Annotated in this window: 20 protein-coding genes; 9 read left to right on the plus strand and 11 right to left on the minus strand. The window is 69.4% G+C overall.

Features of this window, described 5'->3' with window-relative positions:
• Window positions 1–323 precede the first annotated feature (323 nt).
• Window positions 324–2,174 (plus strand): ABC transporter ATP-binding protein, encoded by a 1,851-nt coding sequence (locus IT306_25280; GenBank protein MCC7371756.1) that lies wholly within the window; start codon window positions 324–326, stop codon window positions 2,172–2,174.
• The gene (locus IT306_25285) at window positions 2,171–4,009 is read left to right on the plus strand and encodes an ABC transporter ATP-binding protein (protein ID MCC7371757.1); all 1,839 of its coding nucleotides are present in this window, start codon (window positions 2,171–2,173) and stop codon (window positions 4,007–4,009) included. Before IT306_25280 ends, IT306_25285 begins: the two co-directional genes overlap by 4 nt.
• A gap of 9 nt (window positions 4,010–4,018) precedes the next feature.
• Here IT306_25285 and IT306_25290 read toward each other — a convergent pair whose 3' ends face one another.
• The 3 genes from IT306_25290 to IT306_25300 all read right to left on the minus strand — a co-directional run bounded on the left by IT306_25290 (window position 4,019) and on the right by IT306_25300 (window position 6,429).
• Window positions 4,019–4,576, minus strand: a complete 558-nt coding sequence (locus tag IT306_25290; GenBank protein MCC7371758.1) for a Uma2 family endonuclease — start codon at window positions 4,574–4,576, stop codon at window positions 4,019–4,021.
• Window positions 4,577–4,714: 138 nt separating this feature from the next.
• Window positions 4,715–5,557 carry an LLM class F420-dependent oxidoreductase gene (locus tag IT306_25295; protein ID MCC7371759.1) on the minus strand — a complete coding sequence of 281 codons (843 nt, stop codon included), beginning with the start codon at window positions 5,555–5,557 and terminating at the stop codon, window positions 4,715–4,717.
• A gap of 29 nt (window positions 5,558–5,586) precedes the next feature.
• A complete protein-coding gene (locus tag IT306_25300; GenBank protein ID MCC7371760.1) occupies window positions 5,587–6,429 on the minus strand; it encodes an LLM class F420-dependent oxidoreductase in 843 nt (280 codons plus the stop codon).
• Between the two features lie 224 nt (window positions 6,430–6,653).
• On the opposite strand from IT306_25300, the gene IT306_25305 reads away from it, so the two are divergent.
• Both IT306_25305 and IT306_25310 read left to right on the plus strand, forming a co-directional pair.
• A complete protein-coding gene (locus IT306_25305; protein ID MCC7371761.1) occupies window positions 6,654–7,682 on the plus strand; it encodes a glycoside hydrolase family 99-like domain-containing protein in 1,029 nt (342 codons plus the stop codon).
• Window positions 7,683–8,128: 446 nt separating this feature from the next.
• Window positions 8,129–8,470, plus strand: coding sequence for a hypothetical protein (locus IT306_25310; GenBank protein ID MCC7371762.1), 342 nt, complete (start codon window positions 8,129–8,131; stop codon window positions 8,468–8,470).
• A 111-nt stretch (window positions 8,471–8,581) separates the two neighbouring features.
• Here IT306_25310 and IT306_25315 read toward each other — a convergent pair whose 3' ends face one another.
• A complete protein-coding gene (locus IT306_25315) occupies window positions 8,582–8,836 on the minus strand; it encodes a hypothetical protein (GenBank protein ID MCC7371763.1) in 255 nt (84 codons plus the stop codon).
• A gap of 275 nt (window positions 8,837–9,111) precedes the next feature.
• Here IT306_25315 and IT306_25320 point away from each other — a divergent pair, with 275 nt between their 5' ends.
• From IT306_25320 to IT306_25340, 5 genes are all read left to right on the plus strand, one after another.
• Entirely contained in the window at window positions 9,112–9,777 is a 666-nt protein-coding gene (locus tag IT306_25320) for a hypothetical protein (GenBank protein MCC7371764.1), read from the plus strand.
• 414 nt (window positions 9,778–10,191) lie between these two features.
• Window positions 10,192–11,856 carry an ATP-binding protein gene (locus tag IT306_25325; protein ID MCC7371765.1) on the plus strand — a complete coding sequence of 555 codons (1,665 nt, stop codon included), beginning with the start codon at window positions 10,192–10,194 and terminating at the stop codon, window positions 11,854–11,856.
• Between the two features lie 135 nt (window positions 11,857–11,991).
• Window positions 11,992–13,206, plus strand: a complete 1,215-nt coding sequence (locus IT306_25330; protein ID MCC7371766.1) for an exonuclease SbcCD subunit D — start codon at window positions 11,992–11,994, stop codon at window positions 13,204–13,206.
• Between the two features lie 81 nt (window positions 13,207–13,287).
• Window positions 13,288–15,867: an SMC family ATPase gene (locus IT306_25335; GenBank protein MCC7371767.1), complete on the plus strand. Its 2,580-nt coding sequence runs from the start codon at window positions 13,288–13,290 to the stop codon at window positions 15,865–15,867.
• Between the two features lie 575 nt (window positions 15,868–16,442).
• Window positions 16,443–17,525 (plus strand): LysM peptidoglycan-binding domain-containing M23 family metallopeptidase, encoded by a 1,083-nt coding sequence (locus tag IT306_25340; GenBank protein ID MCC7371768.1) that lies wholly within the window; start codon window positions 16,443–16,445, stop codon window positions 17,523–17,525.
• A gap of 8 nt (window positions 17,526–17,533) precedes the next feature.
• On the opposite strand, the gene IT306_25345 is transcribed toward IT306_25340, so the two are convergent.
• The 7 genes from IT306_25345 to IT306_25375 form a co-directional block, all read right to left on the minus strand.
• A complete protein-coding gene (locus tag IT306_25345) occupies window positions 17,534–19,468 on the minus strand; it encodes a hypothetical protein (protein ID MCC7371769.1) in 1,935 nt (644 codons plus the stop codon).
• Window positions 19,469–19,546: 78 nt separating this feature from the next.
• A complete protein-coding gene (locus IT306_25350) occupies window positions 19,547–20,719 on the minus strand; it encodes a glycosyltransferase family 4 protein (GenBank protein ID MCC7371770.1) in 1,173 nt (390 codons plus the stop codon).
• Between the two features lie 64 nt (window positions 20,720–20,783).
• Entirely contained in the window at window positions 20,784–21,983 is a 1,200-nt protein-coding gene (locus tag IT306_25355; GenBank protein MCC7371771.1) for a glycosyltransferase, read from the minus strand.
• A 61-nt stretch (window positions 21,984–22,044) separates the two neighbouring features.
• Window positions 22,045–23,190, minus strand: coding sequence for a glycosyltransferase (locus IT306_25360; GenBank protein MCC7371772.1), 1,146 nt, complete (start codon window positions 23,188–23,190; stop codon window positions 22,045–22,047).
• A complete protein-coding gene (locus IT306_25365) occupies window positions 23,181–24,575 on the minus strand; it encodes a hypothetical protein (protein MCC7371773.1) in 1,395 nt (464 codons plus the stop codon). The genes IT306_25360 and IT306_25365 overlap by 10 nt, the downstream gene beginning before the upstream one ends.
• On the minus strand, window positions 24,572–25,351 hold the full coding sequence (locus IT306_25370) for a hypothetical protein (GenBank protein ID MCC7371774.1): 780 nt from the start codon (window positions 25,349–25,351) through the stop codon (window positions 24,572–24,574). Before IT306_25370 ends, IT306_25365 begins: the two co-directional genes overlap by 4 nt.
• Entirely contained in the window at window positions 25,320–26,519 is a 1,200-nt protein-coding gene (locus IT306_25375; protein MCC7371775.1) for a glycosyltransferase family 4 protein, read from the minus strand. The genes IT306_25370 and IT306_25375 overlap by 32 nt, the downstream gene beginning before the upstream one ends.
• Window positions 26,520–26,530 lie beyond the last annotated feature (11 nt).

Genomic DNA, 26,530 nt, shown 5'->3' on the forward strand with positions numbered 1-26,530 from the left:
CCGCCGCGTCGGGGACTGAAGTCCCCGCCTACACGCATTCCGTCGCTGCGCGACGGCCGTCGGGAACAGCAGGCACTGGTGCGACTGGCGCGTCGCGCAGCGACTGCAGGATGGTAGGCGGGGCTTTCAAGCCCCGACGCGGCGGCACGACGACATCAACATGCAATCGCCCTGACGTGACCAACCGGTCCCTGGCATCGTCCCTGCCAGACGCGGTATGTTCCGAGTGTCCCCTCTCGCGGTCCACTGAGGCCGGCGCGCTCCCCGCCGCCGGTCAGTGAGTGGCTCGCGAGAGCGGACGCACCCCGTGTCGTAGGTCAGGTGTGCGACTGCTCCTCCGCCTGCTCTCATTCCTGCGGCCGTACTGGCGTCTCACCGCCGGCGCGTACATCTGCGTTGTCCTCAATGCAGCGTTCACCCTCGTCGTGCCGTGGATGCTTGGGCAGGCCGTCGATCGCGGCATCGTCCTTGGCGACATGTCGTTCGTCGCCAAAATGGGCGTCTTCATCCTGGCCGCCAGCGTCCTGCGCGGCCTCTTCGCCTTCGGACAGGGCTATCTCGCGGAGGCCTCCGCCCAGGGCGTCAGCTATCAGCTACGCAGGGCCCTGTACGGCCACGTTCAGCGGCTCTCTTTCAGCTTCCACGATCAGGCCCAGACCGGCGAGCTGATGGCCCGTGCCACGGCCGACGTCGAGTCCGTCCGCGCCTTCACCGGGCGCGGGCTGACGCAGGTTGCCAACATGGTGCTGCTGCTGCTCGGCGTCGCCATCGCCCTGTTTGGGATGAACTGGAAGCTGGCGCTGCTCTCGATGCTGCTGCTGCCGGCCCTGGCCTGGCGCGCCTACCGCTTCGGCCGCGAGGTCCGCCCGATGCACCGCGCCGTGCAGGACGAGCTGGCGACCCTGGCGAACCGTATCCAGGAGACCGTCGCCGGCATCCAGGTCGTCAAGGCGTTCGGGCGCGGTCAGTACGAAGTCGAGCGGTTCGACCGCCAGAACGAGCGGCTCTACCGTCGCTACGTCGCGGCAGCCCGCGCCACCGCACTCAACGCCCCCTTCCTCGACCTCCTCTCCAACGGCTGCACCCTCTTGATGCTCTGGCTCGGCGGCATCCTCGTCGTCTGGGGGCAGTTGAGCTTCGGCGAGCTGGTCGCCTTCTACGCCTACCTGCTCCAACTGGTGTTGCCGATCCGCCGCGGCGGCTGGCTGATGACGATGGCCGCCCGCGCCTCGGCCTCCTCTGAGCGCATCTTCGAGATCCTCGATACGCCCGTGCGCGTGGCAGACCGTGATGGCGCAACCGTCCTGCCGCCGCTCATCGGGTCCGTCGAGTTCGAAGACGTCTCCTGCTCCTACTATCCCGGCCGCCCGGTGCTCCAGCAGGTCAGCTTCCGCGCCGAGCCTGGGCAGACCGTCGCACTCGTCGGCGCGACCGGCTCCGGCAAGACCTCGATCGCCAACCTGATCCCGCGCTTCTACGACGTGGATGGCGGCCGGGTGCTGGTGGACGGCCACGACGTCCGCGACGTGCAGATCGGGAGCCTGCGCCAGCAGATCGGTATCGTCATGCAGGAGACGCTGCTGTTCGCCGACACCGTTCGCGCGAATATCGCGTTTGGCCGGCCCGGCGCGAGTGATGCCGAGATCCGCGCCGCTGCCCGTGCCGCCCGCGCCGACGAGTTCATCGAGCGGCTGCCGGAACGGTACGAGACCCCCGTCGGCGAGCGCGGCGTCTCGCTCTCGGGCGGCCAGAAGCAGCGCATCGCCATCGCGCGGGCGCTGCTGATGAACCCGCGCATCCTGATCCTCGACGAGTTCACCTCCAGCGTGGACGTTGCCACCGAGCGGCTGATCCGCGCCGCCCTGGTCGAGTTGATGCGGAACCGCACCACGTTCGTCATCGCGCACCGCCTCTCGACGGTCCGCGCAGCCAACCAGATCCTGGTGCTGGAGGCCGGGCAGCTCGTCGCCATCGGCACGCACGAGCAGCTGCTGGAGACGACGCCGCTCTACCGCGACACCTACGCCCTCCAGCTCCAGTCCGACGACGCCGCATCCTCGACAGGCGAGCCCGATCGTGCTGGTCAGCTGCCATCTCCGACGAACGGTATCGCTGGCTCCACCGGCCACACGGCTACCGGCGCGCCCGTGCGCGTGGAGCGTGCGCCCTCATGATCGCGCGACCCGGCACCTGGCGGGGCGGCGGCGGTCTCGACGATGTCCCAGATGTCGATCGTGTCCCCTTCGACAAGCGGAACATGCAGCGGGCTATCGCCTACACCCGCCCGCATCGACGGCAACTGCTGATCGCCCTGATCCTGACCACCTTCGCCACCGCGATGAGCGTCCTGGCGCCGTACCTCGTGAAGGTCGCCATTGACGAGCATATCGCCGTGGGGGACATCGCCGGACTGACGGTCATCGCCGTCATCACGCTCGGCGTCTACGTCCTCGGCTACCTCGCCTCGGCCCGCCAGATCGTCATCATGTCCGTCGTCGGGCAGCAGATCCTGCTGACGATGCGCGCCCAGTTGTTCCGCCACCTGCAGCGGCTCCCGATGGGCTACTACCACCGCACGCCCACGGGCGTCACCGTCTCGCGGCTCATCAGCGACGTGCTGGCGATGAACGAGGTGCTCACCAACGGCATCCTCAGCCTGGTGACGGACATCCTCCTGTTGCTCTCGACCGTCGCCATCATGCTCTACCTGAGTCCCCGGCTGGCCCTGGTCACCATCGGCGTCATGCCGATCATGGTCATCGCTATCTGGATATTCACCGAGCGGGCGAAGGTTGCGTACCGCCGGACCCGCCAGACGGTCGGGGCGGTGGCGGCCGGCTTCCAGGAGAACGTGGACGGCGTGCGTGTGGTGCAGGCGTTCTCCCGCGAGGGCGTCAACGAGGACCAGTTCGACCGCATCAACGAGGACAACCGGCAGGCGAACGTCAGCGCCAATACGCTGTCCTCGGGCCTGATGCCCGTCATCGAGCTGGCGAACGCCCTCGCCACCGTCTCTGTCGTCTGGTACGGCGGCATGCTGGTGCTGGCCGGCGACCCCAGCGTGACGCTCGGCGTGCTGGTCGCCTTCCTGACCTACGTCACCCGCTTCTTCCAGCCCCTGCGTGAGCTGACCCAGTTCTACAACCAGCTCCAGGCCGCGATGGCCGGCGCGGAGAAGGTCTTCGAGCTGCTGGACGAGCCGGTCACGCTGGACGAGCGCCCGAACGCCGTGACGCCCGAGACGGTGCGCGGCGATGTCTCGTTCCAGCACGTCGGGTTCAGCTACGGCGTCCGGCCCGTGCTCACGGACATCAGTTTTGATATCCCAGCCGGCACGATGACCGCCCTCGTCGGCCACACCGGGGCCGGTAAGACGACCATCTCAGCCCTGCTCGCTCGCTTCTACGATCCGACCGAGGGGGCCGTCCTGCTCGACGGCCACGACCTGCGCGATCTCTCGTTTGCGGCCCTGCGGAAGAACATCGCCGTCGTCCTCCAGGACAACTTCCTCTTCTCCGGCACCGTCGCCGAGAACATCCGCTACGGCCGCCCAGATGCCACCGACGAACAGGTGATCGAGGCGGCGAAGCTGGCCCACGCCCACGAGTTCATCACCCGCTTCCCCAAAGGGTATGAGACGACTGTCATGGAGCGGGCCGCCAACCTCTCGCTCGGGCAGCGCCAGTTGATCGCCATCGCGCGGGCCGTGCTGGCCGATCCGCGTGTGCTGATCCTGGACGAGGCAACGTCCAATGTGGACCCGCGCACCGAGGTCCAGTTGCAGGAGGCGTTGCAGCGGCTGCTGTCCGGCCGCACCAGCCTCGTGGTGGCGCACCGGCTCTCGACGATCCATGCCGCCGATCAGGTGCTGGTGGTGGACGGCGGCGAGATCGTTGAGCGAGGCCGGCACGCCGAGCTGTTGGCCCGAGGCGGCGCGTACCACCGCCTGCACCAGCAGCAGTTCGCCTCACCCGAAGAAGCCTCCGCGACGGCGTCGTCCCCAGCCTGACGCCGACCACTACTTCTGCTCGAACAGCTCCCGAACGGACATCGACCAGCCGGGCACCACGTCCTCGCCAGGCAGCGTGTCCTCGATGCCGAGCGTGAAGGTCGTGAGGTCGGGCCGAGAGACGGTCACAGTCCGGCGACGAGGATCGACGACGAACACGAGCCGTGCCCCGGCCTGGAGCCACTCAGAAACCTTCTCCTGGACATCGGTGTAGCGGTCATTCGGCGAGACGACCTCGACGGCGAGATCCGGGGAGCCCGCGAAGAAGGTGCGCGGCTCGCCGACCCTCGCAAGATGCGCTGCCGAGATGAACGAGACATCCGGTCCGCGCACCGTGTCCGGATCGGACTCCAGCCGGTAGCCGATCTCGCTGGTCATCACCTCGCCGAGCCCGTGTTCCTCAACGAAGTGGTCGAGTGATCGTCCAATCCGCGTTGATGATCGTCCGTGTTGAAATCCCCGTGGAGCCATCGATCTCAGCTCTCCGCGCACCAGCTCGTGCTGCATCCCGTCGTCCGGGAGCTGCCAGAGGTCGTCTGCCGTCAGCAGCTTCGTGTTGGCCGTCATCTGAAGCCCTCGGTGTGGCTGAAGCCCACGGCCCGGGGCGCGGGCGGGCGGCACATGGTGATGGACGCCCCTCCGCTGATTGTATCGTGCGCCGGCCGCTGCGCCGGCGCACTCCGGAACGGCGCGAGCCGGCGCCGGTCAGCCGAGCTGCTTGATCGCCTCGCCGATCTGGTCGAGCGTCCGCAGCGCGTCGTCGGGGCCGGTCGGCGGGAGGCGGAAGACGCAGGTGCCGACGCCGGCCGCGCGGAACTCCTCCAGCTTCTTCGGGTCCAGCGGCGCCCCAAAGACCCAGATCGGCACCGGCTCGCGGCCCCGCTCGGCCAGCCGACGATTGATGTCGGCGATGCGGTCCGCCAGCGGCGCAAAGCGGTCCTGCGGGCGCGGGATCCAGCCGGTCCCGTACTCCAGCAGGGCCTCGACAGCCTTCGGGCCGTCGCCGCCGATGATAATGGGCGGGTGCGGCTTCTGGACCGGCTTCGGCCACTGCCAGATCGGGTCGAAGTTCACGAACTCGCCGTGGTACTCGGCCTCCTCCTTCGTCCAGATCTCCTGCATCGCCAGCATCTGCTCGCGCATCAGCCGCCAGCGGGTCGAGAAGCGGGTGCCGTGGTTGCCCATCTCCTCGCGATTCCAGCCGGCCCCGATGCCGAACAGCGCCCGGCCGTTGGAGATGTGGTCCAGGCTGGCGACCTCGCGGGCCGTGGTGATGGTGTCCCGCTGGATCACCAGCAGGATGCCGGTCCCCAGCTTCAGCCGGGTGGTCGTGGCGGCCATCGCGGCCAGCGCCACGAACGGGTCGATGGTGTGACGGTACTCGTCGGGGAGGTCGCCGCCAGACGGGAACGGCGTCTGGCGGCTGGTGGGGATGTGGGTGTGCTCGGGCAGGAACACCGAGTCGAAGTTGCGCGACTCCAGCTCCTGGCCCAGCCTGACCGGGTCGATGGCGTAATCCGTGGGGAACATCATGGCGCCGAACTGCATGGCAAGCCTCCAGGGTACGCGTCTGCGTTTCAGCTATGCCGGGCGACCAGCGCCGCGAACCGATCCAGCGCCGGCAGCACCTGATCGCGGCCCCGGGGCGGCAGGCGCAGCACGCAGCGCGCCACGCCGAGCCGTTGGTACTCCGCCACCTCGGCGTCGTCGCCGACGGCCCCGAAGACGGTGACCGGGGCTGGCCCACGTCCCGCCGCCGCCAGCTTCTCCTTTGCCGCCGCCATCCGATCTTCCAGCGAGGCCCCGCCACCCGTCGGGTGCGGCAGCCAGCCGTCGCCGTACTCCACCATGTGGTCAACGGCGCGGGGGCCGTCCCCGCCCACGATGATCGGCGGGTGCGGCTTCTGGACCGGCTTCGGCCAGGAGTGGATCGGGCCGAAATCGACCAGATCGCCGTGGTACTCGGCCTCGTCGTTTGCCCAGATCGCCCTCATCGCAGCGATCCGCTCGCGCATCATTCGCCAGCGCCGGGCATACGGGACGCCGTGGTTCTCGATCTCTGGTCGGTTCCAGCCGGCCCCAATGCCGAAGATGACGCGCCCGTTCGAGAGGTGATCGACGCTTGCGACCTCCTTCGCCAGGAGGATCGGGTCGCGCTGGGTGACGAGGCAGATGCCGCTCCCGAGCTTGATCTTCGAGGTGACGGCCGCTGCCGCCGCCAGCGCCACCCACTGATCGAGCGTCCGCCGGTACTCGTCCGCGAGCGGCCCAGTGCCCGTCGAGTTCAGGACGGTGGCCACCGGCATGTGGGTATGCTCCGGGAACCAGAGCGATTCGAACCCGCGCGCCTCGGACTCCCGAGCCAGCTCTGGGATGTCCATGGCGTAGTCGGCCGGGAACATGGTGACGCCAAACTCCATCGTTGACCCCCTCTGACGCCCGAACGGCAGCAGCGGCGCTGCTGCGCTGTCAGCGGCGCACCCGCACATGATGGCAGACGCGAGAGCAGGACGCGACGTGGACCTCACCGTAGACCAGGATACTGGCGGCCACCTCATGCTGGTGAGGTGCTCCGTCGTCGGCCGTCACCGCCGGCAGCGCCCGCTCGTTCCCTCTGTGCCGTATCCTGATGTCCGGAGTCCCGATGCGTCGCCTGATCGCCCTTGCGCTTGCTCTCGCCGTAGCCCTCGGTTTGGGGGCGGGCATCGCCGCCGCGCAGGGTGTGCCGACCTCATTCCCAGGGACGCAGCCGCTGGTGCTGGCGCTCTACTACCCCTGGTACGACGAGGGCGCCTGGGACAGCGGCGTGACGGCGGACCGGCCGCTGATCCCGTACGCCTCCTGGCACCGTGAGACCGTCGAGCGGCACGTGGGCTGGGCGAAGGACGCTGGCATCGATGTGCTGGTCTCGGCGTGGTTCGGCCCGCGCGACAACAACCCCACCGAGAACAATCTGAAGACGCTGCTCGACGTGGCCCAGCCGGCCGGCCTGAAGCTGGCGATCTTGCTGGAGACGGACAGCGGCGAGTTCTTCCCGACGCGCGCCTCGCTGGTGACGGCGCTCAAGCACGCGCTGGCAACCCATGCGAGCCACCCGGCCTATCTGCGTGTGGATGGCCGCCCCGTCATCTTTGTGTGGCGGCCGTCCGCCGTCTTCGGTCCGAACGGCGCGCGGGTCAACCAGCGCGGTGCGCCAGCGGTTGCCGCGTGGCGCGCGCTGCTGGACGAGGTCGATCCGGCCCGGCAGGCCGTCTGGATCGGCGAAGGCGACGACTTCAGCATCCTCGACGTGTTCGACGGCATCTTCCCGTACTCCATCGCCTGGGCGGCGGACCCGGCCAGCCAGCTTGCCAGCTACGGCGGTAAGGTCCGCGCGTACAACGGCGCGAACGGGACGGCGAAGCGGTGGATCGCCACGGCGATGCCCGGCTACGACGATACCCGCATTCCCGGGCGCGGGAAGACCTTCGCGGTGGATCGGGCGGGCGGCAGCTACTACGAGCGCACCTTCCAGGGGGCCATTGCCTCGGGGCCGGACTGGGTGATGATCTCGTCGTTCAATGAGTGGCTCGAAGGACACCAGATCGAGCCGTCAGCCAGCTACGGGATGCGCTTTCTGGAGCTGACCCGCACCCTGAGCGACGCCTTTCGCCTGACGGCCTCCACGCGCTGAGCTGCCCCGCGCACGGGTGCGCACACCGTCGCACGACTGTCACCAGATCGTAACCCCGGTGCACAGATCGCGGAACGCATGCTGCACAGCGCCTCGCAAGCGGCCTCCGGCCTCGCCGATGTCGGCCGGCTCGTGACGCGGGCCGGCCTGAGCGTCCGGTGACACATCTGCATGAATTCGCGCGCCTGGGCCGTCCCACATCTGGGTGAACGGGCGTTATGCAGGGTGGACCCGGTGACGGCCAACGGTGGCCGCCCAAGCAAGGAAGCTGCCAGTGCAAGGAGAACATCGGCTCACGTGACGTAATCCGTGACATCCCGTGCGGGTGGCGTTATCGTGTCTGCGTCGGGCGCTCCGGTGTGGCCTGGCCACAAGCGCACGCGCACCGACACGAGATGAGCGTAGAGGTGGAGCTGAGGCACTGGCTCGATCCCGGGAGGCGTGCGATGACTGGGCGCAGCAGGCTTGACGGTCAGGAAGTGCGCGTGCTGGACGCCGATGGAACCCCGCTGACGTGGGCGGTGGCCGGCGTGACAGGCGGTGACGGAGCGGTTCGCCTTGACGAGGTGGATGCTCCAGGAGTGCTGGTGCAGTACTACTTCCTGCGGGGCGAGCGAACCGTGCTGGTCGAGTTGCCGGCGCTGCCGGAGGTGACCGTCGAGGGCACGCTGGAGACGTGGTGGCGCGACAGCGAGCGGGCCTGGCAAGTCTGGATCGACCGCCCGCTCGCCAAGCTGCCGGCGCCGCTGTCCGAGCTGCTGGAGCCGGAGCTCGTCGGGCGCTCCTGAAGTCAGCTGTCAGCTAACAGCGATCGGTCGTCAGCGGTTGAGCCGGCGTGCATGCGAGACAACCTGATGCGCCGCCTCGAACGCTCCTGACAACCGATCGCTGAAGACGCGTCATCCCTGTTCCGGACGCCGCCCGAACAGGCCGCCGAACGCCCCGAGGTTCCCAAGCTGGCCGCCCAGCCCGCCAAGCTGCCCCAGCAGCGCGCCCGGATCGCTCAGGTCAGGCGCCTGCCCGTCCAGCACCGGCGCGAGCGCGGGCGGCAACTGCCCCTTGATGAAGTCCAGTGCGACATCGGCCACCTGTAGGGCCATCGCCTCGTCAAGTCCGGTCCGTTCCCGGATCGCGTTCGCCAGTTGCTCGCGCACGGTCCTACTCCCGCCTGGACGCCACAGGTGCGCCCACAATGCTCTAGAGGGGGACTCTAGCGCATCCGGCGGCGTGGCCGCTCAGAATCCGAGATGCCGACGCCAACGCCGCCCTCCCGTTCTGGCACGCAGACGTGACGCCGCTGGCCGCACCACGCAGGGGCCGGTCCGTTTTTCTCACAGGACTTCATGCAGGCGTCCGCTGGCGTGTACACTGAGACAGATGTTCGAGGGTTGGCCAGTCCAGGCGGTCCGGGCGGCCCCGGGGGAGCAGCATGGAAGGACTGAACGGCGGCAACGGCTACCACTGGCTGCCCCTGACCCACGCCGACCACGAGGCGGCTGACAGGAGCGCGCAGGGTGCGCCCAGCGGCGAGATCATCGACACCGCCGTGGCCGAGTTCACGGCCCAGGCCTGCACCCTGAACGTCGCGCCGCCGTTCGGCGGGTTCGTCAAGGTCACCGTCCCTGAGCGGACGGTCTACGGCGTGGTCTACGCCATCCACACCGGCAGCCTCGAGCCGGGCGGCCGGGCCGTCCTGCGCGGGCGCGACGGCATGCGCGACAAGGCGATCTTCGACCAGAACCCCGACCTCGAACAGTTGCTGCGGACGGAGTTCTCGGCGCTGATCGTCGGCCACCAGGAAGGAGACGCCCTGCGCGCCTACCTGCCGCCCAGCCCGCCGCCGCTGCACTGGTCGGTTGTTGAATGTGACCCGTCTGAGATCGCAAAATTGACCGGTCGGCTGGACTACTTGCGTACCATTCTCTCATCGCTCCAGACGCCCGTCGATGCGCTGCTGGCGGCCAACATCCGGCTGGCCTCGACGGCGCACCGGGACGCGCGCGGCTTCCGCATCAAGGCTGGCCGCGAGCTGGCGACGCTCCTGAAAAACGACTATCCGCGCCTGACGGCGATCCTGCGGGCGCTGGCTGACTGAGGAGTCTGCAGGTGGAGTGGGCGCGCAACGTCCATCTGTCATCCTGAGCGGAGCGAGCATGCAACGTCCATCTGTCATCCTGAGCGGAGCGAGCGTGCGAGCGCAGTCGAAGGATCTCACAGCCTCATCAGCGAGGATCGAGCCAGCGGGAGAGATCCTTCGCAGGCTCAGGATGACAACTGAACAGCGAGGATCGAGCCAGCGGGAGAGATCGTTCGCAGGCTCAGGGTGACAGCCTCATCAGCGAGGATCGAGCCAGCGGGAGAGATCGTTCGCAGGCTCGGGATGACAACTGAACAGCGAGGATCGAGCCAGCGGGAGAGATCGTTCGCAGGCTCGGGATAACAATTGAACCTTGCATATGTTGCTCTGAGAGCGGCGGTGGAGGACCAGGTTCGGTAGTGGGAGAGAGCCGTGGCAGATGATCGCCTGGGCCTGATCGTCGAGGGCTCGCTCGTGGATGGCCTGCGTGCGCGGCTCGATGGCCTCCAGTCCATCGAGGACGTGCGCGTCGGCCAGTTCGTGCGCGTCACCGGCCGCAAGCACGACTACTTTTGTCTGGTGACCGATGTCCGCCTCGACTCGACCAGCCACGACATGGTGGCCGATCCGCCCGTGCCCGACGATCTCTTCGCGCTGGAGGTGCTGGCTGGCACCACGGCCTACGGCGCGCTGGCGGTCCAGCCGATGCTGATGCTGGCCCGCGACGGCTCGGAAGACGCCGCGACGGAGGACGGCCCGCGCCCCGTCCGCACCATCCCGCCGCACTTCGCCGAGGTCTTCACGGCGGCCGAGGGCGATTTCGACCGCGTCTTCGGCGCGGAGGCCGATCATCGCTTCGAGATCGGGCAGCCGCTCGACATGGATGTGCCCGTCCGCCTCGATCTGAAACGGTTCGTGGAGCGCTCCAACGGCGTCTTCGGGAAGTCCGGCACCGGCAAGAGTTTTCTGACGCGGCTGCTGCTCTGTGGCGTCGTGACCAGCGGCGCGGCCGTCAACCTGATCTTCGACATGCACAGCGAGTACGGCTGGACCAGCCAGAGCGAGGGCGGCTACGGGGTCAAGGGGCTGAAGCCGCTGTTCGGCTCGCGGGTCCAGGTCTACACGCTCGATCCGCGCTCCACCACCAGCAACGACGGCCTCATCAAGATCGGGCTGAACGAGATCGAGATCGAGGACATCGAGCTGCTGGCCGACGAGCTGCGGCTGAACGCCACAGCCGTCGAGTCGGCGGCGCTGTGCGAGTCGCGGCTCGGGCGGGACTGGATCGCGCAGCTGACCGACGAGGACGTGGTCATTGCCGAGCTGAATGGGCGGGTCGGCGCGCACGAAGGCTCGCTGTCAGCGCTCCAGCGCAAGCTGCTGCTGATCCGCCGTCTGCCGTTCGTGCAGCCGCACGTCAGCGACCGCGATTCTGGCCTGGATCGGCTGCTGGCGGCGCTCGGCCAGCGCCAGCACGTGGTGTTGGAGTTCGGGCAGCACAACAGCCTGCTGGCCTACATGCTGGCCGCCAACGTCATCACACGGCGCATCCACCGTGAGTGGACGAAGAAGGTCGAGGCGCACAAGCAGGGCGGCGGGCAGGCGCCCCCGCAGTTGACCATCACCATCGAAGAGGCCCACAAGTTTCTCAACTCGCGGGCGGCCAACCAGACGATCTTCGGGACCATCGCGCGGGAGCTGCGGAAGTACAACGTGACGCTGCTGGTGGTCGATCAGCGGCCCTCGGGCATCGACGACGAGGTGCTCTCGCAGATCGGTACGCGGATCACCTGCGCCCTCAACGACGACAAGGACATCGAGGCGGTGCTGGCGGGTGTCAGCGGCGCTGGGCACCTCCGCTCGATCCTCGCCAGCCTCGACTCGCGCCAGCAGGCGATGATCCTCGGGCACGCCGTCCCGATGCCGATGGCGCTGCGTACCCGTACCTACGACGAGACGTTCTACGCATGGGTCGCCGAGGCAGCCAGCAAGATGCCGCGCCTGGTGACGAACGATCGCCCCTGGGGCCAGGATCCCATCGCCACGAGCGTCAAGCCGACCCGCAAGTACCAGGATCTGTTCCCTGATGATGAATAGATTCAACCTTCCCCCTCACCCCCACCCCCTCTCCCTCACGGGGAGAGGGGCGACCGGCAGCGAGCACGGTATCTCCCCCTCTCCCTGTACGCGGGAGAGGGGGCCGGGGGGTGAGGGCCATCCTCTGGCCCAGGCATGATCAAGCTGCTGCACATCGCCGACGTCCACATCGGCATGGAGAACTACGGGCGGATCAACCCGGAGACCGGCCTCAATACCCGCCTCCACGATTTTCTCGACACGCTGGACGAGGCCGTCAACCGGGCGATTGAGGACGAGGTCGACGCCGTCGTGGTGGCCGGCGACGTCTACAAGTCGCGCGACCCTTCCCCGACCCATCAGCGGGAGTTCGCCCGGCGCATCCTGAAGCTGATTCGCGCCAACGTCGAAGTGATCCTGGTCCCTGGCAACCATGACACTCCGATGGCGGCCGGCCGCGCCACCTCGCTCGACATCTTCCGCACGCTGGAGCTGCCGGGCGTCACCGTCCTCCGCACCATGGCGACCGCCCGCGTGCAGACGCGGCACGGCCCGTTGCAGATCGTGGCGCTGCCCTGGCTCACCCGCAGCACGTTCCTGGCCCACGAAGATTTCAAGAACCTCGGGTTGGACGAGCTGATGCAGCAGATGGCCGGCATGATCGACACCCGGCTTCAGGAGCTGAGCGCCGAGCTGGACCCGAGCCTGCCGACGGCGCTGGTCGGGCATGCCCACGTCTTCGGGGCGCGCGTCGGGGCCGAGCGGCTGCTGACGCTCGGCAATGATCCGATGCTCAACGTCAGCATGCTCGACTTGCCGAACATCGGGTACTACGCGCTCGGGCACATCCACAAGCATCAGCAGGTGGTCAGCGGCCAGCGGCCCGTCGTCTACTCGGGCAGCATCAACCGGGTGGACTTCAGCGAGGAGGACGAGCGGAAGGGGTTTGTGCTGGTCGAGCTGCAGCCCGGCAAGAGCGAGTGGCAGTTCGTGCCGGTCAAGGCGCGGCCCTTTCTGACGATCCGCTGCGAGCCGATGACCGACTCGCCGATGGAAGAGGTCTCGCGGGCGATCCTCCGCGCCGGCCCGAAGCTCCCCGGATCGATCGTGCGGCTGCAACTGGCGGGGCCGCGCTCGCGCATCCAGGCCCTGGACGAGCGCGAGCTGCGCCACCAGCTTGCCGATGCCCACTACGTCATCCCGATCCAGCGGGAGTACACCGACGAGGCGCGCATCCGGATCGCTGGCGCGGACTTGCAGGGCCGCTCGCCTCTGGAGCTGCTTGCGCTCTACTTCGAGCGCCAGCAGTCCGTGACCAGTGACCGCCGTGAACAGCTGCTGGCGCGCGCGCGCGGCCTGATGGCGGAGTAGACTCGACGTGCTGCAGCTTGCGAAGACCACCCCTCACCCCCCGCCGCGCAGCGGGGCGGGGGGTGAGGGGAGTACCTCGCCATGATCCCCGTCAAGCTCGGCCTCCGCAACTTCATGTCGTACACCGACGTCCACGAGCCGCTCGTGTTCGAGGGCATCCATCTCGCCTGCCTCTCGGGCGAGAACGGCGCCGGTAAGTCCACGCTCCTTGACGCGGTCACCTGGGCGCTCTGGGGCTACTCGCGGGCCGGGGCTGGCTCGGCTCAGCAACTCGTGCACGCCGGCCGCACCGAGATGGAAGTCGAATACGAGTTCCGCCTGGCCGGCGAGACCTACCGCGTGCTGCGAAAATGGACCGCCCCCAGGACCGGACGCGGCAGCGGCACGACCTTGCTCGATCTCTCGATCCTCGACGGCGACCATTTCCGCTCGATCAGCGGGAGCACCATCCGCGAGACCGATGCCAAAATCGTCGGGCTGCTGCGGATGAGCTACACGACCTTCACCAACTCGGCGTTCATCCTCCAGGGGCAGGCCGACGCCTTCACGACCCGCACGCCCACCCAGCGCAAGGAGGTGCTGGGCGAGATCCTGGAGCTGGCCGAGTACGACCGCTTGCAGGAGCGCGCCCGCGAGGAGGTCCGTACCCGCGACGCTCGCCACCGCGAGCTGACCGACCGGCTCCGTGAGGCCGACGCCGAGCTGCGCGAGCGCCCGACCTATGAGGCCGAGCGTCAGCGCCTCGAAGCCGAGATCGTGGAGGTCGAGCGGCGGCTGGCCGAGGACGAGGCGGCGCTGCGGGCCGTACAGGAGTCCGTCACCCGGCTGACCGCCCGCGAGCGCGAGCTGGACGAGGCGACGAACCGCGCGCGGCAGTCTGTGACGGAGGTCGAGCGGCAGAAGAAGGCCATTGCCGATCACGAGCGGGCCATCGCCGGGCAGCAGCGGCTGCTCGAGAACGCCCGGGAGATCGAGCAGGGCGTCGCCGATCTCCAGCGCACACGGCAGGCCGACGAGGCCTTGAGCCAGAAGCTGCGCGACCTGACGCCGCTCAACGACGAGCGTGGCCGCCTGGAGAGCGCCATCGCGCAGGCGCGGACGCGCCTGGAGGGGGAGCTGCGGAACGTCGAGCAGCACCTGGGTCGCCACGAGCGCGAGGCGGGGAAGGTCCGCGAGTACGAGCAGGCGGTCCAGAAAGCCCACCAGGACCAGGGCGAGCTGGCGCGCATCCAGGCCCGGCAGGCCGAGGTCGAGCGGGAGCTGGCGACGGCCCGCGAGGAGGCCGCCGAGCTGCGCGGTGCGAACCTCGGCTTGCGGAAGGAGATGGATGTCCTCCGCTCGCGGATCGACACGATCCAGTCTGAGCCGATCTGCCCGATCTGCCACAGCCAGCTCGACCCTGCCCGCCGCGAGCGGCTGACCGCCGAGTACACCGATGAGGGCGTCGCGCAGCGGGAGCAGTACCGCCAGAACCAGGCGCGAGCCAAAGCGCTCGATGGCGTCATCGAGCAGAAGACCGCCGATCAGCAGCGGCTGGCGGCCGAGCAGGGGCAGCTGGCCGGGGTCGAGCGCCGGCTGGCAACCGCCGAGCACGCCCTGGAGGCCGCCCAGAAGTCGGCGCGGGAGGTCGAGCAGGCGCGGGCGGAGGTCACGAAGCTGCAGGATCAGCTTTCGTGTGAGGCGTACGCCCAGGACGACGCGGCCCAACTGCGCGAGGTGGCGGCCCGCATCGATGCTCTCGGCTACGACCCGGCGACCCACCGCCGTATCCGCGGCGAGCTGACGCCGCTCTTGCAGTACGAGCAGCTAGCCCGTGAGCTGGACGGCGCCCGCCGTGAGGTCTCGCTGCGCAACGAGGCCCTGGACGCGGCCCGGGCGGCGCTGGCAACCTGGGACGCCCGGCTTGCGGAGGACAAGGCCCGCGTGCTGGCCCTCCGCGAGGAGGTCAAGGATCTGCCCGCCCTACGCGAGCGGCAGGCCGAGAGCGAGCAGGCCGTCCAACGGCTGCGGCGCGAGCACACGGCCGCCAGCCGGCAGCTTGGCGAGGCCCAGCAGCGGCTCAGCTACCTCGACCGCCTGCAGGAGACCCGTGCCGAGCGGCTCCGTGAGCTGGAAGATGTCCTCCGCGAGAAAGGCCTCTACACCGACCTGGCGACGGCCTTCGGGCGGAACGGCATTCAGGCGATGCTCGTCGAGACGGCCATTCCCGAGATCCAGGACGAGGCCAACCGGCTGCTGGCGGCGATGACCTCCGGGCGCATGCACGTCGAGCTGAAGACCCAGCGCGAGCGCGCCAGCGGCGACGGCCAGATCGAGACGCTCGACGTGGTCATCCACGACAACCTCGGCAGCCGGCCCTACGAGATGTACTCCGGCGGCGAGGCGTTCCGTGTCAACTTCGCCCTGCGCATCGCGCTGTCACGGCTGCTGGCCCAGCGGGCCGGTGCGCGCCTGGAGACGCTCGTGATCGACGAGGGGTTCGGGAGCCAGGATCAGGAGGGGCGCGACCGGCTGGTCGAGGCGATCAAGAGTATCGAGCCAGAGTTCGCCATGATCCTCGTCATCACCCACCTGGACGACCTGAAAGAGCGGTTCCCGGTGCGGATCGACGTGCAGAAGCGGCCCGACGGCTCGGTGTTCCAGACCGAATGGGTTGCCTGAGCAGGCGCGCCCGGCGCCGTCGGATGGCCGTGTCCGGATGCATCGGTCAGGTGTTCGGCTGCACATTGCCCGCGAAACAGGCGGACCATGTACACTGTGGCGGCGCGGGGGTCTTGACAGGCCAGAATCGCGGCATTCGGGGCGTGCGACGTCGATCGAATGCGCCGTTGAGGCCCGTCGCAATCCGAGAGAAGGCTTTCTGCTTGACGGAAGTCACGAATTCGCCTCAAATCGTAACGCGCCGCGAATCCCTTCGTATCCTCGCTCGTCGTTTTCTCAGGGAGGCGTGTTTTGGGCGGATGTAATTCCGTTGTGACCCACCCAGAGTTGACGCCTCAGGCGCTAGCCCCTACTATTCGGGGGCTTCGCACGGGCTGGCAGGCGTGTACGTCTCCCAGTGACCCGACTCATCCCCGCTGGAAGGGCCCCGCCGCGCGATGATTGGTCCCGCAGACCGCTTCCTGGCACAACCGCTCCCGCTCGACGCGCAGTCGGGCAGTGGCCCTGAGGCCAGGGCTTCAGCTACATCGATGGTGAGCGACAGGCGTCGGCGTAGTCGGCGCGATGTCCTCGGTATGATCCTTGGCGTTGCGGCGTGCTTGACGCTCAGCAACGGCGCGGTGCACGCCCAGGACGTTGACAGCATCGTCATGACGGATGCTGCCGCCGTCCCGGCTGGCGAGGACGCTCCGGCTGAGGAGCCGGCCGCTGAGACGACCCCTGCTGCCGCGCCGGCCCCCGAGACGGCCGCTGTCCCGCCTGCGCCGACCGTGCCAAAGACGTACACCGTCCAGGCCAGCGACACGATGTTCTCGATCGCCAAGCGGCACGGCGTCAGCGTCGATGCGCTGCTCTGGGCCAACAACCTGACGGACCCGAACGTCATCAAGCAGGGCCAGCAGCTGGTGATCCCACCGTCCACCGGCAAGCTGCACGTCGCGAAGGACGGCGACACGCTCGACTCGCTGGCGCAGACCTACAGCGTCTCGAAGACCGGCATCGCGGCGGTCAATGGGCTGGCTGAGGATGCGACCCTCAAGGCTGGGCAGCGGCTGCTGATCCCCGTCAAGAGCGGCAACGGCGATCCCGCGTTCACGCCGGCCCCCGTGGCCGCTGCGAGCGCCGAGGAGCCGGTGCCGATCCCGCAGATCCCAACAAATGCTGGCACGGGTTCTCCCACGCCGCCGCTGATCTCCAGCATCGCCCCGGTCATTCAGGTGCCGGGCGTGATGACGGCGATGGGCACGCCAACGGTGACGGTCACCAACCGCAAGGTGCCGAAGCTCGCCTGGCCGGTCCCGAACAACCCGCCTAAGAGCGGCGTCAGCCAGGGCTTCCGCCCCGGCCACACCGGCATCGACATCTACACGCCTGAAGGCACGCCGATCAAGGCGGCGGCTGCCGGGACGGTCAAGATGGCGGCGAAGAACCCGGACGGGTTCAGTGGCTACGGCTGGATCGTCATCGTGGATCACGGCGACGGTATCTCGACGTGGTACGCCCACTGCGGCTCGTTCTCCGTCAAGGACGGCGACAAGGTCAAGGCTGGCGACGTGCTCGGGGCGGTCGGGATGACCGGCCGCACGACGGGGCCGCACTTGCACTTCGAGCTGCGGGTGAGCACCAGCGCCGTCGATCCGCGCCTCGCGCTCCCGTAGGTCCGCGCTTACCGTTCGAGTGAGGCCGGCGCGCGCCGCGCCGGCCCCACCAGCAGCCCGCCGACGAACACCGTCAGCACCAGCCACAGCAGGGTGCGCGGCCAGGACGGAAACTGCTGGTCGACGGTGTCCTGTATCGCGGCCGGCAGCACCTCGATGGACCCGAGCCACAGCTCCGTCTCGCCGTGGTAGCGCACGCGCGTCTCGATGCGCCCGCGCTCGCGGACGGTGAACGGCAGCTCGACGGTCGTGTAGCCGCCGCCCGTTGGCAGATCGCCGAGGCGGATATCGCGCTGGGCCAGCACGGTGTAGAGCACCGGCAGCTCGGTCATGATGTCGAGGGTGGCGACGGAGCGGATCGGTGCGTCGCCGGCCGCCGCGAGGTGGAAACGGGCCACGTAGCGCCCTGGCAGAAGCGGCCTGTACGGCCCGTAGGAGAGCATTCCGGGCTGGTCCGTCCCAGGGGCGGCAAAGGCGACGGGGGCGGCCGTCCCGTCCACCACGCGGCCCGTCTGCCGCTGGGCCGTGGCCGGGGCGACCACAAACTCCAGGCGGGTCGTCAACGGCAGGCGCGGCCGGTCCGCGCCGATGTCCGGCCAGATCTCCTGCAGCTCGGTGGCCAGGGGCAGGGATGGCAGCGCCGAGCCGTCCTGGTAGAGCAGCGTATGGTGCAGGACGCCCAGGCTGGCGAGCACCAGTGACAGCCCGAGCAGCGGCACGAACAGCAGCCGCGCGGCCACGCTGGTGGCGATGGCGAGCAGTAATGGCACGGCCACCAGCGGCGTCAGCACGACGATGTAGCGGGCAGGCAGGCTGTTGCCGACGGCCACCGGCCCCGCCACCAGCAGGAAGTACACGCCGACGAACAGGAGCACGGCGGGTGTGGCACGGCGGAAGCGCACGGCCAGCGGGATCAGCGCGGCCAGCCCGAGCCACTGGACCGGCGCATACGGCAGCCAGCCATCGCCCGGGCTGAACAGTGCGCCGAGACCGTGACGGTAGGCGATGGCGAGGCTCCAGGGGGCAATCGAGGCCAGCTCAGGCGCATACATCGCCGGGGGCCACGGGCTGCCGTAGAGGCGGTAGGTGACGATGCTGAGCGCCAGCAGCGTCGAGACGGGCAGCAGGGCGGGCCAGAACACTCGCCATGCTGCCGGCTCGCGGAGACGCTGGAGGCCCGCTCGCAACGTCCCCACCGGCGTCAGGCCGCGCGCCAGGTGGTACAGGACGCCCAGCCCGATGCCGGCGGCAAACACGATGAAGCGGAAGTGGAGCCAGGGCAGCACGGCCGCTCCGAGCATCGCCAGCACCAGCGCGCGGTGCGTGGGCCGCGTGCGGAGCAGGACGCGCAGGCAACTGACGATCAGCAGCGCGCCCGGGAATTCCGGGTAGACCTGCCCGGAGAAGGTCAGCATCGGCATGCAGAGGGCGGTGGCGATCCAGGCCAGCCAGACGTAGCCGCCGCTCCCGAGACGGGTGTCCTTGAGCAGGCCGAACACCTGATACGCCAGCAGCGCGCTCAGCAGGAGCATCAGCGCCCGCACCGCTGCCAGCCCGCCGCCGGCCAGGATGATCGGGGAGATCAGCAGCGGCACGCCCAGGTAGTGGATCGAGTGAATCGTGCCATCGCCCAGGTACTCGCGGCCGTGCGGATCGAGCTGGCCGTAGTACGGGAAGTAGCGCTGGACGGTGGCGCGGTCGTAGTTGTTGGCGAGGTCGGCGTCATGGTCGAAGACGAGGCTGTGGCTGTACAGGATGTAGTGCGGCTCGTCGCCGGTCGGCGTGGGCTGCATGTGCAGGTAGGCTGCGCCGTACACGAACAGGGCGACGAGGAACGGCAAGAGCCGCAGCAGACGGTCGTCGGTCAGGGCTGACGCCGCCGCCACCGTCTGCGAAGCCGTACGCGCCGGCCGGTGCGGAGCCTCAAGGGCGCTCGTCGCCATCAGCGAACCTCAGCAGTAGGGGCGTTTCTCGGGTGGCAGGGGGACGCGTTGACGACAAGGGAGCGGGGAGCGCGGCGCTCAGACGGCGCTGGGTGCGCGGACCTGCGCGGGCGGCGATTTCGATCTCGTGCCGTGGCGGACATCCTCGTAGACCTCGGCCGTCTGGCGGGCGGTGCGGTCCCAGGTGAAGAGGCTCGCTCGATGCAGGCCGGCCGCCCGCCAGTCGCGTGACCAGCCGTCCACGTCGAGCATCTGGCCGACGGCCGCGGCCAGCCGGGCCGGCGCGCGGGGCGGGGCCAGCAGCCCGGCGTCGCCCACCAGCTCCGGCAGCGAGCTGGCATCGGCGGCCACCACCGGCGTTCCGCAGGCCATCGCCTCCAGCACCGGAAAGCCGAAGCCCTCGTAGAGTGATGGCATCACGCAGACGCTGGCCAGCGAGTAGAGGGCCGGCAGGTCGGCGTCCGAGACGTCGTTGAGGAAGTGGACGGCCGCCCCGACGCCCGCCGTGCGTGCGCGAGCCAGCAGCCGCTCGCGCTCGTCGGCGAAGTGGGCCTGCCCGATCTTCAGCAGCTCCACGTCTGGCGCGGTCTGCCGGATCTGGGCCAGCGCGTCGATCAGCGAGCCGAGATCCTTGCGCGGGTCTTCCGAGCCGACGTAGATCAGGTAGCGGCGGTCCTGGCGTAGCTGGAAGCGGTCGCGCAGCTCCTGGGTGACCGGCCGCGGCCGGAATCGCTCCTGGTCGATGCCCAGGTGGACGACCCGCACCCGCCCCGTGTCGATCCCGAGGTGCTGCCCCAGCGCCTGCCGCGTGTACTCCGAGTCGGCGATCAACCCGTGGGCGCGCTTGAGACCCGTCAGCGCCAGCAGGTCGAACACCCGATCCGCCAGGGTGCGGTAGGTGCAGAGGGCCGGATCGTTGCGGACCATGTAGGGGATGATGTCGTGGACGGTGACGACGGTGGGCGCGCGTGGCCGGCGGAGCAGCAAGACCGTGGCGAGGTTCTGGCTGCTGACATGCGCCACGTCCGCGCGCGGCGGCCGCGCCCGGACGGGGTAGTTGTTGAAGAAGGCGGCAGCGTCCACGCCGGCCACCCGCTGCCCGAGCCGCGTCAGGGCAGTCGGCACCGGCACAATCGGGTGGGTCAGTGCGACGCGGTGCCCGAGCCGTTGCAGGGCCGGCGTCAGCGCACCGGTGTAGCGACCGACGCCGGTGTGTGCATGGCCCGCCTTCGCGATCAGGGCAACGTCCATACCTACTGCTGCTCCAGGACGCCCACCCACCTCGGGCTTCTCAAGCGAGACGTTCGTCCGTACACTATCTGCACCAGCGGAGGATCGCCTCCTCGGCGGTGGCGACGTTCTTGCGGTCGTCGAAGCGCGTCTCGGCGTACGCCCGCGCCCCCTTCGACATGGCCTCGCGCTTCTCGGTGTTCGAGACGAGGTCCGCGATGGCATCGGCCAGGGCCTGGGCGTTGCGCTCGGGCACCAGGATGCCGGCCTCCGGCGGCGTGAACTCGTCGAGGCAGCCGGTCTGTGTGGCGATGACCGGCAGTCCGGAGGCCATGGCGTGCCACGCCGCCGTGCTGAGCTGCTGAATCCAGAGCTTCGTGGTGGTGCTCGGCAGTGCGAAGATGTCGGCGGCCCGCATGTAGCGGTCGAGGTCCGCGTGCTTGATGTTGCCGAACCAGGTGACGTGCTTCGTGATGCCCAGCCGCTCGGCTTTGTCTCGTAGCTCCTGCTCCTGCGGGCCAGCCCCGCACAGCGCCAGGTGGACGCCCAGGCCTCGGTCGCGGACCATCCTGATGGCATCGAAGAGGTAATCCAGGCCCTTCTCTGGTGTGATCCGCCCGGCGAAGAGGACGACGGGATCGGTGGTCGCGATGGGGACGGCCTGGCCTTCGGGGCGGAAGCGCTCGACGTCGATGCCCCAGCAGCCGTACAGCATGTAGACCAGGCGGTGCTTCGGCGCACTGTAGCGGATCATGTTGTCGCGGGACTTCGTGTCGAGCCAGAAGATGACCGAGGCCCGCCGCCACCAGAGCGCCAGGATCGCCCAGTAGGGCGGCACGACGAGCCAGTGGTACTTCTTGTGGAGGGGGATCGGCTCGAGGCTGAGGGTGACGAGCTTGACCTTCGGATGGAGCCAGAGGTAGACCAGCGCGGTCACCAGGAACGGCAGCATCAAGATCGAGAGCGGGTCCGGCCCCTGGATGATGTCCGGCTTCGCCCGGGAGATCGTCCAGTACAGATCCCAGGGCCACTGGAAGCGGATCGTGCGCTTGTTGAAGTCCTCATCCCGCATGTCGTTCCAGGGCGCGCTGCGGTAGAGGTGGATGATCTCCAGGTTCTTGAAGTAGGTGAGCGGCTGCTGGAGATCGCGGCGCACCTCGCTGCTGATCATCAGGTAGCGCGGCTTGCGGATCGGACGCCGCTCCGGAGCTGCCGCGCCCTGGGTTGGCTGCGTGCTCGGCTCGGGTCCGCCGAGCTGCTCGGTCGGTCGCTGGCTGACGGCCATGCGTGCTCTTCCTCCTGAAAAGGTGTGCGCCCGGCGCGGCCGGGCTACCGGCAGAGCCGGCCTACCAGCGACCTCGTCGTCGCGGATCGAGGGTCGCGTACATCGCAAGGAACACGGCGGTGATATCGAGAACGGTGGCCTGGGCGGCTTGCAGCACCAGGGACGACGAGATGGGCTCCCCGGCCAGTCGGGCGCCGGCGCTCGCCCGCGCGAGGCGCTGGAGCAGGGCCGTCGCGAGCAGCACGCCTGAGGCGGCCGGGGCGATGCGGCCGACCAGCGGCGCGGCAAACGGCAGGGCAACCATCGTGCCGTACAGCCCGAAGGCCGTCAGGACGCGTCGCACGTCCATCCAGGCCCCGAAGCGCGGCCCGAGGATCAACAGGTTCTTGTGCCAGCGTTCGTACATGCGGAGGTAGCCAGCGGCCTCGGCCGGGTACTCCGAGACGACGCGGCTGTCATGCACGACGCGGATGCGGTAGCCGGCCTGCCGCAACGACTGCGACAGGTGGTAGTCCGTGCCGGTTGGCACGTGGGTCTCGAACGCGCCGACACGGTCGAGCACGGCGCGGGTCAGCGCGCAGTTGCGCCCGTGGAGGCCATCGCCCTCCCGCGGCAGCTGATGGTGCCACCAGCGGTCGATGAGCCACTGGTAGTGCACCAGCCCGGCCCGCCGCTCCTCCTCGCCCGGCTCAGAGAGACCGGTGGCAACCTCGGCCTCGCCCTGGAGGATCGGTGCCAGCAGCCGGAGGAACGCCTCGTCCACGAGTCGGCAGTCAGCATCCGTCAGCATGATGATGGAGCCGTGCGCCTCGGCGTAGCAGCGCTGCAAGGCGCGCTGCTTGCCCAGGCCCGGTTCCTGGTACACCACGCGGATCCGGTCTGAGGCCCGCTGGCTGGCAAGCTCGTAGGTGCCGTCCCGGCCGCCCGCGCAGAGGATCAGCTCGGCGGCCGGGTACGTCAGCGACTCGAAGCTGTCGATCAGCGCGCCGATGGTGTCGCGCTCGTTCCAGGCGGCCACCAGGACGCTGACGAGCGGCGCGCCTTCTCGGGCTACGCTGTCCACGGTCACGGGGGTTGGCAGCGTCTCGGCCGGGGGCGTCGCACGGTACTGCTGCCATGCGCGCCAGCCCGACGCCCCGAGGAGCGCCACCGAGAGCGGCAGCGCCACGGTGTCCAGGAGCTGTCGTGCGCGTCTGACTACTTCCATGCGAGATCCGGCGCGGCGATGGTCGCCCAGGCCGATCCTTTCTCCCAGCGGTAGACCACGTCGTTGGCGACGCGCAGCTCCAGGTGGCGCGGGGTCTCGGCCCAGACGCCGGTCCCGCGCTCGACGACGCAGGCCGTCTCGTACGCCTCTGAGCGGACGCCCGGCAGCTGCACACCGGGCGGCAGCAGGGTGGTCAGGAAACGGAACGCCTTGTCGTTCCAGCCGACGACGGGCAGCACGTCGCGCAGGGTTGGGGCAACGGTGGGGCGGCCGGTCGCCGTCTGCGCCGAGAACCCTTCGGCTGTCGGGAAGGCGCCGGATGGACTCTGCGCCGCCAGCAGCCAGGAGAGGGTCGGTTCGAGGTCCGCCTCGTAGCCGTGTGGGCGCAGCGTCTCGATGGCCCGCAGGATGTCGGCCACGCCGGCGATCCAGCGCGGGTAGACGTTCGTCGAGCCGTCGGCGTAGACCACCTGGGCAAAGCCGCCGTCGGCATCGCGGTACCGCAGCACGAACTCCATCGCTTCGAGGGCGCTGGTCAGATACCGCTCGTCGCTGGAGGCCCGGTAGCCCTCCACCAGGGCCGGCACGCAGCGGGCCACGTAGAACGGGAACAGCTTCTCGACGCGCTGCGAGCCGTAGGTATTCTGCCAGATGCCGCCCCGCTGCGGGCCGTCCTCGATCTGGTGAGCGCGAATGTGATCGAGGATCGGCAGGGCGTACCGCTCGATCAGCTCGACGCCGTCCGACGAGACCCGTGCCAGGGCGAGGATCGCCTCGGAAAGGGTGGCGGCCTTGTTCGGGACGAACGTCGGCGTGGACGGATCGTCCTGGAGCATGCCGCTCTCGCCGTTCCAGAGCCTGCCGAGCTGGGCGACCCGCACGTTCCGCTCGGCGGCCATCTGGTAGGCTCGCCAGGAATCATCGCCGCGCTCACGGAGTGTGGTGGCCAGTGCCAGCAACGCGATGTCGCAGGCGGCTTCGTGGGGGGTTCCGCCGGTGTAGGGGTTCAACTCGAAGCAGGAGCTCTCGAAGTGGCCCGAGGGGAGCTGGCCGCCCCGAATGTCGTCGCCGGCCCGCTTCGCCTTCGCGAGCCAGCGCGCCTCGCCGGTCACCGAGGCGAGGGTCAGGTAGCCGTGGATGATCCCCTCATACCGCCAATCCAGGCCGGGGCCGGTGTACAGCAGACAGTTCTGCCACCAGTGCGCGACGGGGCCGGTGTAACCGGACGGACCGCGCATCGTCTCCAGCCAGGCGTCAAGACGCGCGACAGCGAGGCCCAGGGCAGGCCGGTCGTGGCCCAGGGCAGGCCGGTCGTGGCCCACGTCGGGCTGGCCGTGGCCGATGGCAGGCCGGTCGTGGCCCACGTCGGGCCGGTCCGGGGTCATGGTGCGGCTCCCGGCTGCGCCGACCAGGCCTGTGGCGGGTGCGCGCGCAGCAGCACCACCGAGCCAAGGTGCGCCAGCCAGCCACGCTCCACGAAGGCGGCCCGCGCGCTGACGCCCAGCCGGTCGGCCAGCGCCGGCCTCCGTATGACGGTCGCCGCCCGCTCCAGCACGCTCAGCCCGAGGGCGCGCACGCCCCGAAATCCGAGCGGCGCGTCGAGGGTCCAGCCCCGGGCCAGCAGCCGGTTGGCGACCGCCCGCCCGCTCAACAGCTCGGTGACCGGGGCGGCTCCAGGGGCGGCTCGCTCGGGCAGGTTGCGCCCGAGCAGGGGCGTCGTGCAGATGACCAGCAACTGTCCGCGCTCGGCCAGCCGCTCCGAGAGGCTGGCCAGCGTTGTGGGCCACTGGGCGGCCGTCGGCTCGATCCAGAGGGCCGTGTCGAAGGCTGCCCGCGGGTCGGTTGGCCCGGAGAGGCCGCGCGTGACGACAGTCAGGGCGGCGATGTCGCGGGCGTCCTCCGGCGCGAGGCTGGCCTGCCCAAACCAGACCCCGCCCAGCCGGCGCATCGCTTCCTGCCCGAGCAGGGGGTGATCGGCAACCACCACGCGGCTGCCGCCGTGCTCCCAGGCGGCCCGGGCCGCCTGGTCGAGTGCCCACTGGTAGGCGAGGCTCGGGCGGCGGGTCGGCCAGCCGTCGGTCAGGCCGGGCACGGCCATGCGCGCAGCGTGCGTCGCCGCGCCTGGGCGGTCAGCCAGCATGGACGGCCGTTGGACCTGCATCCACCGCCTCCACGGGGGCCGGGCGACCTGCCCGCCCGGTCACCTGCTCGTACAGAGCCTCCAGCCGCCGCCCGATGGCCGGCCAGGTGTAGCGCTCGTGGACGTGGGCCAGTCCGCGCGCGCCCATCGTGTCCCGCGTCGAGCGGTCCTGCACGATACGGGTGATCGCCTCGGCCAGCCCGGGCGTGTCGCCCGGCTCGACCAGCAGCCCGGTCTCGCCGTGCTTCACCACGGTCCGCACGCCAGGGATGTTGTGCGCGATGACCGGTACGCCACAGGCCATGCCTTCGATCAGCACCATGCCGAACGACTCTGGGGGGAACGAGGGCAGCACTACCACGTCAGCCGCCGCGTAGTAGGGCGGCAGCTGGGCGTGCGGAATGCCACCAATGAATCTGGTGCGCTCGGACAGCCCCAGACGGTCAGTTTCGGCCTGGAAGCCGGGCCGGAGGTCGCCCTCGCCCACCAGCAGGCCGATGACGTCGCGGTCCTCGATCTGCGCCAGCGCCCGCAACAGATACTCGACGCCCTTGAAGTGGTGCGCGCGGTCCATCGCGCCGACGAACAGCACGACCCGCGCATCTGGGCTGATGCCGAGGCGTGCACGCACGCTCGCACCGTCAGCGTCCGGGCGGAAAATCTCCGTGTCCACGCCGTTCGGCATCTCGACGACATCGCTCCAGCGCCGCCGGAAGATGCCACCCAGCCGGCAGTTGGCCGCGTGATCGAGCGAGACGGCCGCCAGCTTGCGCGCGCCGCCCAGGATGACGGGGGCCGTCACCCGGGAGTAGACCTCGAACAGCTTGCCGCGCCCACCATCCCCGATCAGGTCGTTGTGGTGGGTCAGCACGTACGGCACGCCGGTCGCCCGCGCCCGCGCCCAGATCATCTCCGCCCCGAAGATGAACGGGTAGTGGAGGTGGATCACGTCGAAGCGCTCAGGGGAGAGCAGGCCCGGGAGCAGCGGCGCGTTGCCGATCCGGAACGCTGGCGGCAGCCGCCGCACGCGCACACCTTCGGGGGCCTCGCGGTCGCCGGGGCCGTAGGCTGCCGTGAGCACCGTCACGTCATGCCCGAGCCGTGCCAGCTCCTGGGCGTTGCGGTAGCAGACCATGCCGGTCCCAGCGTAGTACGGGGGGAAGGTCGCCGTGACATGGGCGATCCGCATACGGCCAGCCA

The organism is Chloroflexota bacterium (assembly GCA_020850535.1).
Taxonomy (GTDB): Bacteria; Chloroflexota; UBA6077; order UBA6077; family JACCZL01; genus JADZEM01.